Source organism: Micromonospora sp. NPDC050200 (assembly GCF_040656135.1).
Taxonomy (GTDB): Bacteria; Actinomycetota; Actinomycetes; order Mycobacteriales; family Micromonosporaceae; genus Micromonospora.
Genome location: NZ_JBFALG010000032.1, coordinates 38,493 through 52,073, shown reverse-complemented (window position 1 = coordinate 52,073; position 13,581 = coordinate 38,493). Strand labels below are relative to the sequence as shown.

At 73.4% G+C, this 13,581-nt stretch carries 13 protein-coding genes; 4 read left to right on the top strand and 9 right to left on the bottom strand.

The genetic code is table 11. The features are described from left to right. Positions 1-137: 137 nt before the first annotated feature. The 4 genes from AB0I41_RS21465 to AB0I41_RS21450 form a co-directional block, all read right to left on the bottom strand. Entirely contained in the window at positions 138-776 is a 639-nt protein-coding gene (locus AB0I41_RS21465) for a hypothetical protein (protein ID WP_357110204.1), read from the bottom strand. 127 nt (positions 777-903) lie between these two features. Further along, on the bottom strand, positions 904-2,154 hold the full coding sequence (purD, locus tag AB0I41_RS21460; protein WP_357110202.1) for a phosphoribosylamine--glycine ligase: 1,251 nt from the start codon (positions 2,152-2,154) through the stop codon (positions 904-906). A 90-nt stretch (positions 2,155-2,244) separates the two neighbouring features. Next, positions 2,245-3,126: a hypothetical protein gene (locus AB0I41_RS21455; RefSeq protein WP_357110200.1), complete on the bottom strand. Its 882-nt coding sequence runs from the start codon at positions 3,124-3,126 to the stop codon at positions 2,245-2,247. Between the two features lie 229 nt (positions 3,127-3,355). Beyond that, a complete protein-coding gene (locus AB0I41_RS21450; protein ID WP_357110197.1) occupies positions 3,356-4,645 on the bottom strand; it encodes an adenylosuccinate synthase in 1,290 nt (429 codons plus the stop codon). A 122-nt stretch (positions 4,646-4,767) separates the two neighbouring features. Between AB0I41_RS21450 and AB0I41_RS21445 the strand changes: the two genes are divergently transcribed. Beyond that, complete coding sequence (locus AB0I41_RS21445; RefSeq protein ID WP_357110194.1) at positions 4,768-5,778, top strand: hypothetical protein; 1,011 nt, start codon at positions 4,768-4,770, stop codon at positions 5,776-5,778. A gap of 76 nt (positions 5,779-5,854) precedes the next feature. Beyond that, positions 5,855-7,972: a chromosome partitioning protein gene (locus AB0I41_RS21440; protein WP_357110191.1), complete on the top strand. Its 2,118-nt coding sequence runs from the start codon at positions 5,855-5,857 to the stop codon at positions 7,970-7,972. Positions 7,973-8,017: 45 nt separating this feature from the next. Here the strand turns inward: AB0I41_RS21440 and AB0I41_RS21435 are convergent, their stop codons facing one another. Next, entirely contained in the window at positions 8,018-8,446 is a 429-nt protein-coding gene (locus tag AB0I41_RS21435; RefSeq protein WP_357110189.1) for a DUF3151 domain-containing protein, read from the bottom strand. A 251-nt stretch (positions 8,447-8,697) separates the two neighbouring features. Between AB0I41_RS21435 and AB0I41_RS21430 the strand changes: the two genes are divergently transcribed. Continuing rightward, positions 8,698-9,909 carry a hypothetical protein gene (locus AB0I41_RS21430; RefSeq protein ID WP_357110186.1) on the top strand — a complete coding sequence of 404 codons (1,212 nt, stop codon included), beginning with the start codon at positions 8,698-8,700 and terminating at the stop codon, positions 9,907-9,909. A gap of 54 nt (positions 9,910-9,963) precedes the next feature. Here AB0I41_RS21430 and fbaA read toward each other — a convergent pair whose 3' ends face one another. Both fbaA and AB0I41_RS21420 read right to left on the bottom strand, forming a co-directional pair. Beyond that, complete coding sequence (fbaA, locus tag AB0I41_RS21425; RefSeq protein ID WP_357110184.1) at positions 9,964-10,986, bottom strand: class II fructose-bisphosphate aldolase; 1,023 nt, start codon at positions 10,984-10,986, stop codon at positions 9,964-9,966. 126 nt (positions 10,987-11,112) lie between these two features. Next, positions 11,113-11,496: a phage holin family protein gene (locus tag AB0I41_RS21420; RefSeq protein ID WP_357110181.1), complete on the bottom strand. Its 384-nt coding sequence runs from the start codon at positions 11,494-11,496 to the stop codon at positions 11,113-11,115. A 131-nt stretch (positions 11,497-11,627) separates the two neighbouring features. Here AB0I41_RS21420 and AB0I41_RS21415 point away from each other — a divergent pair, with 131 nt between their 5' ends. Then, positions 11,628-11,840, top strand: coding sequence for a hypothetical protein (locus AB0I41_RS21415; protein ID WP_357110179.1), 213 nt, complete (start codon positions 11,628-11,630; stop codon positions 11,838-11,840). 59 nt (positions 11,841-11,899) lie between these two features. Here AB0I41_RS21415 and AB0I41_RS21410 read toward each other — a convergent pair whose 3' ends face one another. Together AB0I41_RS21410 and AB0I41_RS21405 are read right to left on the bottom strand one after the other, a co-directional pair. Then, positions 11,900-12,961, bottom strand: a complete 1,062-nt coding sequence (locus AB0I41_RS21410; protein WP_357110176.1) for an LCP family protein — start codon at positions 12,959-12,961, stop codon at positions 11,900-11,902. Beyond that, entirely contained in the window at positions 12,958-13,443 is a 486-nt protein-coding gene (locus AB0I41_RS21405) for a SigE family RNA polymerase sigma factor (RefSeq protein WP_357110173.1), read from the bottom strand. The genes AB0I41_RS21410 and AB0I41_RS21405 overlap by 4 nt, the downstream gene beginning before the upstream one ends. Between the last annotated feature and the right edge of the window lie 138 nt (positions 13,444-13,581).

Sequence of the window (13,581 nt, the reverse complement as noted above, 5' to 3'; positions counted from 1 at the left end):
CTGGTGGACCGGTGGATGCCGCGCATCCTCCTTTCAGGGGCTGGGGGGGCAGCGTGGGACGGACCGACGGCGGGGGTGACCGTCCGGTCTGGCTCGAGGGGTGACCCGCCGTCGCCGGAGAGGGTCACCGGCGACGGTTACATCGGTGTGTGGCGCGAAGGGTCGGGATCGAAGGCGATGCCGGCGGACATGACCCAGAAGAACTCGCCCTCGACGTCGTAGTCGTAGATCAGCGCGGAGCTGCCGGCACGCAGCGGCTCGTCGCCGGGCTGGCGTACCTGCACGACCGCGGAGGAGCCGTCGGCCGCGGTCACCTCCGCCTGACCGAAGTCGGCGGTCACCCGCCCGGTGCGGATGGTGCAGAGGCCGCCGACGAAGGCGTGCCGGCTGGACTCCGTACCGGTCGGGAAGAGGCGCGCCAACGGCACGGCGAGCAGCCGGGTCACCAGCCAGGCGCAGAGCACCGCCGCCACCAGAACCCCGACCGACACGACGATCCGCGCCACCGCGCCGAAACCGAGCCCGTCGAGCAGCGCGGTGCCGGCCAGGCTGACGAACCAGGCGACCGCGACGATCAGGGAGAACACGATGGTGCTGGGCAGGCCGCCGAGCCCGAGCCCGGCGAGGACACCACCCGGTACGCCGTCGACGTCGAGGTCGTCCCCGAGATCCAGCACCCCGGTCAGCACCAACAGCCAGTAGCCGACGACGACCAGCAGCAGGAAGCTGAACAGCACGGTGGGGAAGCTGAGCGCCGTACCGAGGAACCCGGTCACCGCATCCACCTCCCCGTTTCCGGCGGGACCTCACACCCACCGGCACGGTGATCGTGACACGGGTTGTCAACGCCCGACGGCCCCCGAACGGCTGGTTCGCGGCAGCCGGCCGGAGGCGGCGGTGGGGTCAGCCCGGAACGGCGATCCGGCCCTCGACCGCTGCGGCGGCGATGTCGGTGCGGTGGTGCGAGCCGGCCAGCTCGACGCCGCGTACCAGGGCGTAGGCGGCGTCCCGCGCGGCGGCCAGGTCGGGGCCGGTGGCCGTACCGCAGAGGACCCGGCCGCCGGCGGAGAGCAACGCGCCGTCGGCGGCCCGACGCGCGGTGCCGGCGTGGATGATCCCGGCGCGCTCCGCGCCGGTGATCACGTCACCGGTATGCGGGGACGCCGGGTAGCCGTCGGCGGCGACCACGACGGTGACGGCGGCGCCGTCGCGCCAGCGCAGCGGCGGATGCGTCGCCAGCGTGCCGGTGGCCGCGGCGTGCAGCAGCCCGGCCAGCGGGGTCTCCAGCAGGGCGAGCACCACCTGGGTCTCGGGGTCGCCGAAGCGGGCGTTGAACTCGATCACCCGGGGGCCGGCGGCGGTCAGCGCCAGGCCCACGTAGAGCAGCCCGGCGAACGGGGTGCCCCGGCGGCGCAGCTCCGCCAGCGTGGGGTGCACGACGTCGGCCATCACCTCATCGACCAGGCCGGGCGGCGCCCAGGGCAGCGGCGCGTACGCCCCCATGCCGCCGGTGTTCGGGCCGCTGTCGCCGTCGCCGACCCGCTTGAAGTCCTGGGCCGGGAGCAGCGGCAGCGCCGCCTCGCCGTCGGTGACCACGAAGAGCGAGACCTCGGGCCCGGCCAGGTACTCCTCGACGACGACCCGGCCGCAGTCCTGCGCGTGCCGCAGCGCGGCGGCCCGGTCCTCGGTGACGACGACGCCCTTGCCGGCGGCGAGCCCGTCGTTCTTCACCACGTACGGCGCGCCGAACTCGTCCAGGGCCCGGGCGGTGCTCTCGGCGTCCGTGCAGGTGTGGGCGCGCGCGGTCGGCACGCCGGCCGCCGTCATGACCTCCTTGGCGAAGGTCTTGGAACCCTCCAGCCGGGCCGCCTCGGCCGACGGCCCGAACGCCGCGACGCCCTTGGCCCGCACCGCGTCGGCAACGCCCGCCACCAGCGGCGCCTCCGGCCCGATCACGACCAGGTCCGCCCCCACCTCGACGGCGAGCCCGGCAACGGCGGCCGGATCGCAGGCGTCCACCTCCCGCACCTCGGCAACCGAAGCGATGCCCGGATTTCCAGGCGCCGCAACCAGCCCCTCAACCCCCGGATCCCTGATCAACCCGAGCGCGAGCGCATGCTCCCGCCCCCCACCACCCACAAGAAGAACCCGCACGACCCGGCATCCTACCGACCGGGCCCCCAACCCCGTTGATCATGAAGTTGTTGCCCTCCATCTCGGCGTGTCGGGGCAATAACTTCATGATCAACGACGACGGCCTGCGGCGGCGATGGCGTGGCGGACCGTCCAGGGGATGTAGTCGGGGTCGAGGGTGTCTCGCCAGGTGAAGCGGAGGATTGACCAGCCGGCGTTGATCAGGCGGTTCTGTCTGCGGCGGTCGGCGAAAACCGCCTCGGGGTTGTCGTGCGCGGCTCGGCCGTCGGCCTCGGCTATGACTCTGGGACCACGCCAACCGAGGTCCCCGATGCCGAGCAGGTAGCCGTCGTCGTCCCGCACCTCCAACTGCAGGGCGTCCGGTGGAACTTTGCCGTCGACACAGCGCAGCCGGGCCCGGGTCTCCAACGGCGACTGCGCTCGACCGTCCACCTCCGCCAGGTATCCGCGGGCAGCGACGACGCCTCGTCGGCCGCGGATGAGTCGAGGGAGGTCCAGCAGATCGTCCTCGCTCACGAGCCGGCGATTCAGGGCGGAGTCGAGCAGCGAGACCGCCGGATAGCGGCCCTCTCTCAGGATCAGGTCGGCGACCGTGCGCAACGGAGCGGTCGCCGAAATGCCGTCGACCCGGACCAACTGCTTCTCCCCGATGACCAGTTGATGGACGATCACTTCCGGATGGGCGAGCCGCGCGGGCCGGGCCACCGGGCCCGGGACCGACAGATGGATCTCCTCCGTCGCCTGACAGCCGGCGATGCCGTGCAACTCCGCAGCCGTCTGCAGGACGGCAGCCGCTGCGGGACCGAAGGAGGCGACGGCCGCACGCACCCGCGCCTTCCTCGGCACGCCCTCATGCAGGTCGGCGTCTACCAGGTAACCGGCCCGGGCCACCGCTCGCCATCGGCCCGCCCGACAGAGTCGCTGAACCTCGTGCACCGTCAAGCCAGCCGCCCGCGCCTGCGCCAACGTCACGATCCCGTCCCGCCGAGCCGCAATCCGCCGGACCACCGCCAAACCATCCACCAACCGACTGTCCCGGCCAGCCAGGATCCACAAAACCCCCTGTGGACAACCCCTCCGACCCTGTGGACAACCCCTCGCCCACCCCGTTGATCATGAAGTTATTGCCCCGACACGCCGAGGTGGACGGCAATAACTTCATGATCAACCGGCAACCGGCTACCGACCCCGGGGTGGGGGGTTAGGGGAGGAGGGGGTGGCGGACCACGTTTTCTTCGCGGCCGGGGCCTACGCCTACGACGCTGACGCGGGTGCGGCAGAGTTCCTCGATGCGGGCGATGTAGCGCCTGGCGTTCTCGGGGAGGTCCTCCTCGGTCCTCGCCTTGGTGATGTCCTCCCACCAGCCGTCCAGCTCTTCGTAGATCGGCGTGGCGTGGTGGAAGTCGGTCTGGGTCATCGGCATGTCGTCGAACCGCTCGCCGTTGATCTCGTACCCGACGCAGATCGGGACCTTCGCCAGGCCGGTGAGCACGTCGAGTTTGGTGACGACCAGGTCCGTGACGCCGTTGAGGCGGCAGGCGTACCGGGCGACGACGGCGTCGAACCAGCCGCAGCGGCGCTCCCGGCCGGTGGTGGTGCCGTACTCGTGACCGATCTTGCGCAGGTGCTGGCCGTTGTCGTCGAACAGCTCGGTCGGGAACGGCCCGGAACCCACCCGGGTGGTGTACGCCTTGCTCACCGCGATCACCCGGTTGATCGCCGTCGGCGGGATGCCCGCGCCCACGCACGCCCCACCGGCCGTCGGGTTCGACGAGGTCACGAAGGGGTAGGTGCCGTGGTCCATGTCGAGCATGGTGGCCTGGGCGCCCTCCAGCAGCACCGTCTCGCCGCGGTCCAGCGCGTCCCAGAGCATCACCCGGGTCTCAGCGATGTACGGCTTGAGCCGCTCCGCGTACTCCAGGTACTCCTCGATCGTCGCGTCGACGTCGATCGCCTTGCGGTTGTAGATCTTGAACAGCAGCTGGTTCTTCTCGCGCAGCGCGAGCTCCAGCTTCTTGCGCAGGATGCCCGGGTCGAGCAGGTCCTGGAGCCGGATGCCCATCCGGGCGACCTTGTCGCCGTACGCCGGGCCGATACCCCGGCCGGTCGTGCCGATCCGGGAGCTGCCGAGGTAGCGCTCGACCACCCGGTCCAGCGCCCGGTGGTGCGGCATGATCAGGTGCGCGTCGCCGGAGATGCGCAGCCGGGAGACGTCCACGCCCCGCTCGGCGAGCCCGTCGATCTCGGTGAGCAGCACCTTCGGGTCGACCACCACACCGTTGCCGATGACGATCTTCGCGGTCGGCGACAGCGCCCCGGAGGGCATCAGGTGCAGCGCGTACTTCTGCCCGTCCGGAGTGATCACCGTGTGGCCGGCGTTGTTGCCGCCGGAGTAGCGCACCACGTAGTCGACCCGCTCACCCAGCAGGTCGGTAACCTTGCCCTTGCCCTCGTCGCCCCACTGAGCGCCGATGAGCACGATCGCTGGCATCTTCTCCGCCTCCAGAAGGCTCGGGTGCCAGGTGGCGACCGGTTGGCGAGCCCGGGGTGTCAGGCTAACAAGTAGTGACGGCGGGGCCGGCAGGGGTCGCGTCGAGAGGCAGGAGGCTCGGAGTGTACGACGTGGTGCTGCTCACCCTCGGCTCGGAGCGGGACGCTCCCGGTGGGGGCTGTGGCAGCGGCGGACCCTGCTGCGGCGGCGGGGACACCTCCGACGGCGCGGGAGCGCCGAAGCAGACCGAGGAGCGCTGCGAGACACCGCGCGTACCGGTGCTGGCCTGCGCGGACGCGCTGACCGCCCGGGGCGCCCGGGTGGAGACCGTCACCGCCCGCTCGGACGCCGAGATCGACGAGGTGCTGGCCCGGCTCGACGCCCCCGCCCGCCCCGACGGCCTCACCTGGCCCGACCCCGACTCCAAGACCCGGCTGGTCGTCGCCACGGCCAGTGACGCACAGTTGCGCGCCGTCCTGCGCCGGCTGGTCCGGCGGTACGCCCCACCGCCCAGCCGCCGCCCGCCGGACCTGGCCGGCAACCGCACGGTGCCGGACCTGCCGCCGATCGGCGTACTCCCGCTCGACCCGGCCCGCAGCGGGGCGCGGCGTGACCTGGCCGCGCAGCTCGGGTTGCCCCGCGACCCGGCGGCGGTGGCCGCCGCGGTGCTGGACGGTGCCCCGCGCCGGCTGGACCTGCTGCGCAACGACGCCGGCTCGGTGACCCTGGACGGCGCGCTGCTCGGCGCGGCCGACGACGCGGGCCGGCCGCTGCACTGGCGCGGGCGGGTCGAGGTGGACGACGCGGTGCTCTCCGACGGCGAGGACCCGATCCTGGCCTGCGCGATCGGCAACGCCGGCGGGTACGCGACCCTGGACGGGCTGCCGCTGCTGACCGGCCCGGACCCGACCGACGGGGTGGTCGAGGTGGCGGTGGCCGTTCCCGTGGTCACCCGGTCGGCGTGGGGCAGGAAGCGGATCCGGTTCGAGGTCCGCCGGGCCCGGGGGCGGGCCGTGGCGGTCGTCCCCCGGGACGAGAAGGTCCCCTTCCTCGACGACGGTGTCGAGGGCGAACTGAGCCGCAAGCGGTCCTGGTGGACCGAGCCGGGCGCCTGGGCGGTCTGGGCGGGCTGACCCGAAACGGCGTTCCGCTACGTTCCGTCACCGGAACGGGACGGCCTATCCTCGGCAGGAGGAATGGGGAGGAACCGTGGTGGACGAGAACGCCGACCGGGGCCAACTGCCCGGCCAGCATGCGGTGCCGGAGCGGGACGTCGAACCGCTCTGGCCACCCGACGCGACCGACCCCGTCCCGCCCGCACCGCTGTACCCGTCGCTGACCGCCGAGGTCAACACCCCACCGGTGGACGACGGCTGGACGGCTTCCCCGCCGGACGGCGACTGGGCGTCCCTGCGATCCGACGAATCGGCCGGGCAGGCGATCCCACCGGACCCGTACGCGGCCGGCCCCGGGGACCGGTCCGCCGCGCCGGACGGCACCGGCGAGGGGAGCGGCCTCCCGTTCAGCGACGGCACCGCCGGCGGCGGCCCGGTCGGTGAGGGCTCGTCCGCCGGCGGCGGGCCCGAGCCCACGCGTGGGTTCGCGGCGAGCGGGGCCGGCACTCCAGGCACGAACGGCAGCGCTCCCGCCCCGAACGGCACGGCCACCGGTGACGGCGCCCCGACCACGAACCACCCGACCACCGGCCCGAACGTCCCGGCCACCAGCGGCACCGCCGCCGGGCACGGCGTGGCGGCCGCCGAGGCGGGGCCGGCGGAGGACACCGGGCGGCCGGAGCGCATCGTGCCGGCACCCCGGGTGGGGCAGCCCGCCCCGGTCGACCTCGACCTGCCGTTCACCCTGGACCAGCCGATCACCACCCCCGCGCCACACACCGCGCCGGGCACCCCGGTCGTACCCCTGTCGAGCACCGCCGAGGCGGGCGGCGGGCGGGCGCAGGGCGAGTCGCCGTGGGCCCAGCCGCCGCAGCGCGCCTCCGCCGGGGGCGACGAGGCGGCGCGCGGCGACGAGATCGCCGGCAGCGGCGAGGCGGTCGGCAGCGCGGCGGTCCCCGGGCAGCCGGTGGCGGCCACGCCCCCGGCGCCGAAGCTGGGTCCGTTCCCGCCCTCGCCCGGGACGCCGCTGACGCCGCCAGGCCCGCACCCACCGACGGAGTACCCGCCGGGGCCCACGCTCGCGGTGCCGCCCCCGTACGCCGGCCCGCCGCGGCCCGGACCGGCGCCCGCAGCGCCGGGGCCGCAGCCGCCCGCCGGGTGGTACCAGCCGTCCTGGCAGGAGGGCACCCCGCCGGCCGGGCTGCCCCGGCAGCCGTATCCGGAACAGCCGGCGCGGGCGGCGCAGGCCGGCTACCCGGACGCGGGCTGGACGCCCGACGGCGGGACCGCGCCGACCGCCGAGGACTTCGCCCGCCGCCGGCAGGCCCGCCCGGCCGATCCCGTCGCCACCATGGGGGTACGGGCGGTGGTCAACCGGATCGGCCTGGTCAAGCTGCCACCCGGACGGCAGGAGCAGGAGATCAAGCGGGACGTCGAGATGGTCCGCCGCAACTTCGGCGGGCTGCGGCAGGTGACCGTGGTCAACCCGAAGGGCGGCGCCGGCAAGACGGTGGCCATCCTGCTGCTCGCGATGACCTTCGGGCAGAAGCGCGGCGGGTACGTGCTGGCCTGGGACAACAACGAGACCCAGGGGACCCTGGGCATGCGCGCCCAGCAGGACTTCCACTCCCGTACGGTCCGGGACATGCTGCGCGACCTCGGGCAGTTCCAGGGCGCGCACGGCCGGATCGGCGACCTGTCGCAGTACGTCCGCTCGCAGGGCGAGGGGATGTTCGACGTGCTCGCCTCGGACGAGTCGGCCACCGGCGGCGAGATGCTGACCGCGGCGGCCTTCGCGGAGATCCGCGAGGTGGTCAGCCGGTTCTACAAGCTGATCTTCGTGGACACCGGGAACAACGTCCGGGCGCAGAACTGGCAGGCCGCGATGGACGCCACCGACCAACTGCTGGTCACCATGTCGGCCCGGAACGACTCGGCGGAGACGGCCGCCCGGATGCTCGACCACCTGGAGCAGAGCGGCCGGCAGCGGCTGGTCCGGCAGGCGGTGACGGTGGTGTCGATGCCGCCGTCCCGCAAGGAGATCGACCTGCCGGCGATCCAGGAGCACTTCGCGGCCCGCACCAGGGCGGTGCTGCTCGCGCCGTACGAGCGCCTGATCGACACCGGGGAGCCGATCCGGTACGGCGGGCTCTCCTCGGCCACCCGGGACGCCTGGCTGAAGATCGCCGCCGCGGTGGCCGAGGGGCTGTAGGCGCGACGGCCGGCCCGATGCCCCCGGACCGGCCGTCGCGACGGGTCACTCGCTGCCGAGGGCGTCCCCGGCGGCCGGGTCGCAGTCGCGCAGGAACTGCGCGCAGCGGGCCGCCTCGTCCGCCTCGCCGATCTCGCCCGCTGCCCGGGACAGCACGTACAGGCAGCGGAGGAAACCCTGGTTCGGCCCGTGCGACCAGGGCACCGGGCCGTGCCCCTTCCAGCCGCTGCGGCGCAGCTGGTCCAGGCCCCGGTGGTAGCCGGTGCGGGCGTAGGCGTACGCCGGGATGACCTGGCCGGCGTTGAAGGCCCGGGTCCCCAGCACCGCCCAGGCCGCGCTGTAGGTCGGGAAGCGGGCCGCGACCTCGGCGTACGCCTCGTCGGTGCCCTTCTCGGCGGCGGCCGCCAGCATGGCGTCCGCCTCTTCGTGCGCGGGCAGGAGGGTGGCCGGTGGCTCAGGCAACAGGTTCTGCATCGCCCCATTCAACCGGCTTCGCCCCGCGTCGCGCGAGAGGATCGACCCAGCGCGCTGGCTGAACGGGGGAGGTGTCCGTCACGCCTGCGGCCCATGCCGCCGCGAGATGTTTTCCATTACAACTATTGATCCGGAGCCTCCCCAGGACCCGGTTACGCAGGAGCCCGGCGGTCCCGACCGCCGGGCTCCTGTCGTCCCAGCCCCCGGCCCGGCGGGTTTGGGCCCTTGCCCGGACCGGGCAGGATGGTCTGGTGCCGACCCCACCTCCCGCGGACGTCATCGCGCCGCACGACACCAGCCACGACGAGATCGAGACGCGCGCCGAGTTCGACCGGCGCCTGGCCACCGGCGGCCTCACCGGCCTGACCGTGCAGGGGCTCCGCCTCGACCTGGCGCCGGTCCCCGACCTCACCCGCATCGAGGTCGCCGGCACCCTCTTCGTCGGCTGCCGGTTCGCCTCCCGCGAGGTCGGCGCCGACCTGGTCCGGCGCGGGGCGAACGTGGTGCCGCCCTTCTCCGGCCTGCCGTACCCGACCCAGCCGTCGCACCTCTACACGCCGGACGACCTGGCTGCCGGGTTCGCCGAGGGCGGCTTCGCCGGGATGTACGACACCCGGGTGTACGCGCACTTCCGCGAGCACGGCGGCGCGCTGCCGGACGTCCGGGAGGCGCTCGGCCAGCGGCTGCACGACCACGGCGTGGACAACGCCCTGGTCGACGCCACCCGGTCCTGGCTCGCCACGCACGGGCCGCAGTCGGTGGTGGGGGTGATGGGCGGCCACGCCGTGCCGCGCGGCAGCGTGCCGTACCGGATGGCGGCGGTGCTGGGCTGGGAGCTGGCGCGGGCCGACCGGCTGGTGGTGACCGGGGGCGGACCGGGCGTGATGGAGGCGGCCAACCTGGGCGCGTTCCTCGCCGCCTGGCCGGCGGAGGAACTGAACGCCGCGATCGATCTGCTCGCCGGGGCGCCGGACTTCACCGACCACGACCGCTACACGGCGGCGGCGCTGGCGGTACGCGAGCGGTACGCGGCCGGGCCGGCCGTCCCGCAGCAGCGGACGCCGGGGCTGGGCTGGGCCCGCTCCGGCGGGCTGGCCATCCCCACCTGGCTGTACGGGCACGAGCCGGCGAACCTCTTCGCCGGGCGGATCGCCAAGTACTTCTCCAACGCCATCCGGGAGGACACCATCCTGCGGCTGGCCCGGGGCGGGATCGTCTTCGCGCCCGGCCGGGCGGGCACGGTGCAGGAGGTGTTCCAGGCGGCGACGAAGACCTACTACGGCACCGACGGGGCGAGCGGGGCGTACGTCTTCCTGGACCGCGCGTACTGGACCCGGGAGCTGCCGATCGAGTCGCTGCTGCGGCCGCTGTTCGCCGCGTCCCCGTTCGGCGACCTGTCGGCGACCGTGCACCTCACCGACGACGTCCGGGAGGCCGTCCGGTTGCTCACCGCGACCGCCTGACCCGCCGACGGCCGGCTCCCGATGCGGGGGCCGGCCGTCGTGGGTCCCGGGTGACTACTTCATCGTGGTGCCGGTCGAGCGGAGGTGCTCGCAGGCCTCGACGACGCGGGCGGCCATGCCGGCCTCGGCGGCCTTGCCCCAGACGCGCGGGTCGTACATCTTCTTGTTGCCGACCTCGCCGTCGACCTTCAGCACACCGTCATAGTTGCGGAACATGTGGTCCGCGACCGGGCGGGTGAAGGTGTACTGGGTGTCGGTGTCGATGTTCATCTTCACCACGCCGTAGTCCAGCGCCTCGCGGATCTCCGACAGCAGCGAGCCGGAGCCGCCGTGGAAGACCAGGCTGAGCGGCTTCTCCTTGCCGTACTTGGCGCCGACCGCCATCTGGATGTGGTCGAGGACCTCGGGGCGGAGCTTGACGTTGCCCGGCTTGTAGACGCCGTGCACGTTGCCGAAGGTCAGCGCCGCCATGTAGCGGCCCTTCTCGCCCAGGCCCAGCGCCTCGACCATGGCCAGGCCGTCCTCGACGGTGGTGTAGAGCTTCTCGTTGATGGCGTTCTCGACGCCGTCCTCCTCGCCGCCGACCACGCCGACCTCGATCTCGAGGACGATCTTGCCCTTGGCGGCCTCGTCGAGGAGCTGGGCGGCGATCTCCATGTTCTCCGCCACCGGCACGGCCGAACCGTCCCACATGTGCGACTGGAACAGCGGCTCCTCGCCGCGCTTCACCCGCTCCTGGGAGATCCCCATCAGCGGCCGGACGAACTTGTCCAACTTGTCCTTGGGACAGTGGTCGGTGTGCAGGGCGATGTTGACCGGGAAGTTCTTGGCGACCTCGCGGGCGTACGCCGCGAACGCCACCGCGCCGGTCACCATGTCCTTGACCGACGGGCCGGACAGGTACTCGGCGCCACCGGTCGAGACCTGGATGATGCCGTCGCTCTCCGCGTCGGCGAAGCCCTTCAACGCCGCGTTCAGGGTCTGCGACGACGTCACGTTGATCGCGGGGTACGCGAACCGGCCGGCCTTGGCCCGGTCCAGCATCTCCGCGTAAGCCTCGGGGGAAGCGATGGGCATGTCGAACGCTCCTTACTTACCGCTCTCGGCCGAGCTGGCCGCTGTCTTCCATCGGGTGCGCCGGACCGCGCTGTCCACCAACGGCAGTATCCCGTAGGAGGTGGCGGTGGACCCAACCGCCTCCCCTCACCGGTACTCCCGCCGCTCCGGAACGGCGACGCTGATCAGCCAACTCACCACCGCCATCACGATGGCCCCCCAGAAGGCGGCCCAGAAACCGTCCACCCGGAACGGCAGGTCGAGCCCACGCGCGATCCAGTTCGTCAGCAGGAACAGCAGCGCGTTCACCACCAGCGCGATCAGACCCAGCGTGAGCAGGTAGAACACGCAGCCGACCACCCTGATGACCGGCTTGAGCACGGCGTTGACCACACCGAAGATCAACGCCACCGCGACCAGGGTGAACGCCGTCTGGGCGCCGTTCCGGCCGGTCACGTGGACCCCGGGCACGATCAGCGTGGTGACCCACAGCGCGACCGCGGTGATCGCCAGTCGGATCAGGAACCCCACGCCCCCATCCTGGCACCGTCGGGCAACCGCGGTGGGACGATCCACCGAGTCCGCTTCCCCCGCCCACCGGGCATCCGGCCCGCCCAGCCCGTACGGTGTGGGTGGTAATCCGCCGGAACCAGGGAGGGACGATGGGTCAGCCCGACGAGGACTTCGCCCCGAGCGACCACCTCAGCCCGGAGGAGCGCGACCTCGAGGCCGAGCCGGCCGACGCGGTCGAGCAGGCCGCGGTGGCCGGCCCCAGCGAGGACGACGCCGAGCCGCACCGCGGCCTGGAGGTCGCCGACTGGGACGCGATGGAGCAGGCCCGGGTGGTCACCGCCGACGAGGACGACTACCGCTGACTGCGGTCCTGGCGGCCGGGTGACCGACGGTGGTCGCCGCAGCCGGGTGCCGGCTGCGCTCAGCGCAGCCGGGTGACCCGGTCCGGGTGCCCCGCGGTCCACTCGGCCAGCCGGTCGGCGCGCAGCGCGGCGAAGAACGCCGGGGCGTCCTCCGGATCCGGCCGCAGCCGCCAGCCCTGATCCGGCTGTGGGCTCACCGGCAGCCCGAGCCCCACCGGTTCGACAGACTTCAGCTCCGGCGCCAGCTGGACCAGCTCCAGCAGGGACGCCCCGGCCACGGTCACGTCCGGCCCCACCGCGGTGAGGATCCGGGACAGTCGCGCCGGGCTGGTCAGCACACCCTGGTCGACGGCCCCGCGCACCAGCCCGGCGACGACGAGCTGGGCGGTGCGGTCCCGGTCGAGCGCGCCGTCGGGAAGCCCCTGCCGCTGGCGGAGCAGGTCGACCGAGGCCGCGCCGTCGAGCCGCTGACAGCCGGCGGGGAAGACCCGCGAGGTGTGCCGGGAGCTCACCGCGCGGGGCAGGCAGACCTCGACCCCGTCCAGCGCGTCGGTCAGCTTCCGCAGCACCGGGTACGTCAGCACCGCCCCGGCGTCGACCCGTACGCCGGTCAGGTCGCTCACCGTCCGACGGGTCAGCTCGTAGCCGCCGGCCAGGTCCGGCCGCCCCTGGCCGGCGCCGTACCGGAACGCGCTGTTGAGTTTCCCGGTGCCGTGGCCGGGAATCGGCACCTCCATGTCCCGCGGCAGCGAGACCAGGTAGGGCCGGCTGCGGTCGGCGGGAACGTGCACGAGCAGCACCGAGTCGGCAAACCGGGGCCTTTCCTCCGTCGCCGACCCGTCCAGCCCGAGCACCAGCACGTTCACCGCCCCGGTCGGCGCGGCCGCGACCCGGCCGGGCAGCAACGCAGCCTCCCTGGCCGGTCGATACGGCGTGAGCTGCGGAACCGCGAAGCCCAGCAGCCCGAGCACGGCCAGCGCGACGGCACCGACCCGGAGCTTCCGCCGGCGTCGGCGGCGTCCAGCGACCTTCCGGTCGATCGCGGCGCGCAGCGGCCCGGCGGGCGGGGTGAGCGGCTCGTGCTGGGCGAAGGCAGCCGACAGCTCCTCCTCGACGGTCATGAGCAGACCTCCATGTGTTCGGCGCGCAGGGTGGCCAACGCCCGGGAGATTGACGATCGGACGGTGCCGACGGCGCAGCCGAGGATCTCGGCGATCTCCGCGTCCGGCAGGTCCTCGTAGTAGCGGAGCACCAGGCTGGCGCGTTGCCGGCGCGGAAGCCGGGACAGCCAGGACCAAATTTGGTCCCGCTCCACGGCGTCCTGGGCGTGGTCGGTGGCCACCGGCGGGGACTCGTCCGGATCGCCGCGCAGCAGCACCCGGCGTACCCAGGAGCCGCGCCGCCAGTCGACGTACTGGTTGGTGAGCATCCGGCGGACGTAGCGCTCCGGGGAGTCCGCCCGGGCCACCCTCCGCCAGTTCAGCTGGACCCGGACCATGGTGTCCTGCACCAGGTCCTGCGCCTGGTGCGGATCGCCGGTCAGCATGACCGCGTACCGCAGCAGCGCGGTCAGCCGCGAGTCCGCGAACTCCTCGTACGTCACTGCACCTCCCGGTGTCCCGACCCTGATGACGGAGGCGGGCGGCCGAAACGTTGCGCTGCCCGCTCGCCGGGCGCGGCGGACAACCCGGACAGCACCGCGTCACGCCTCGTTGCCGTCCGGGCGGCGGGCGTCGTGGTC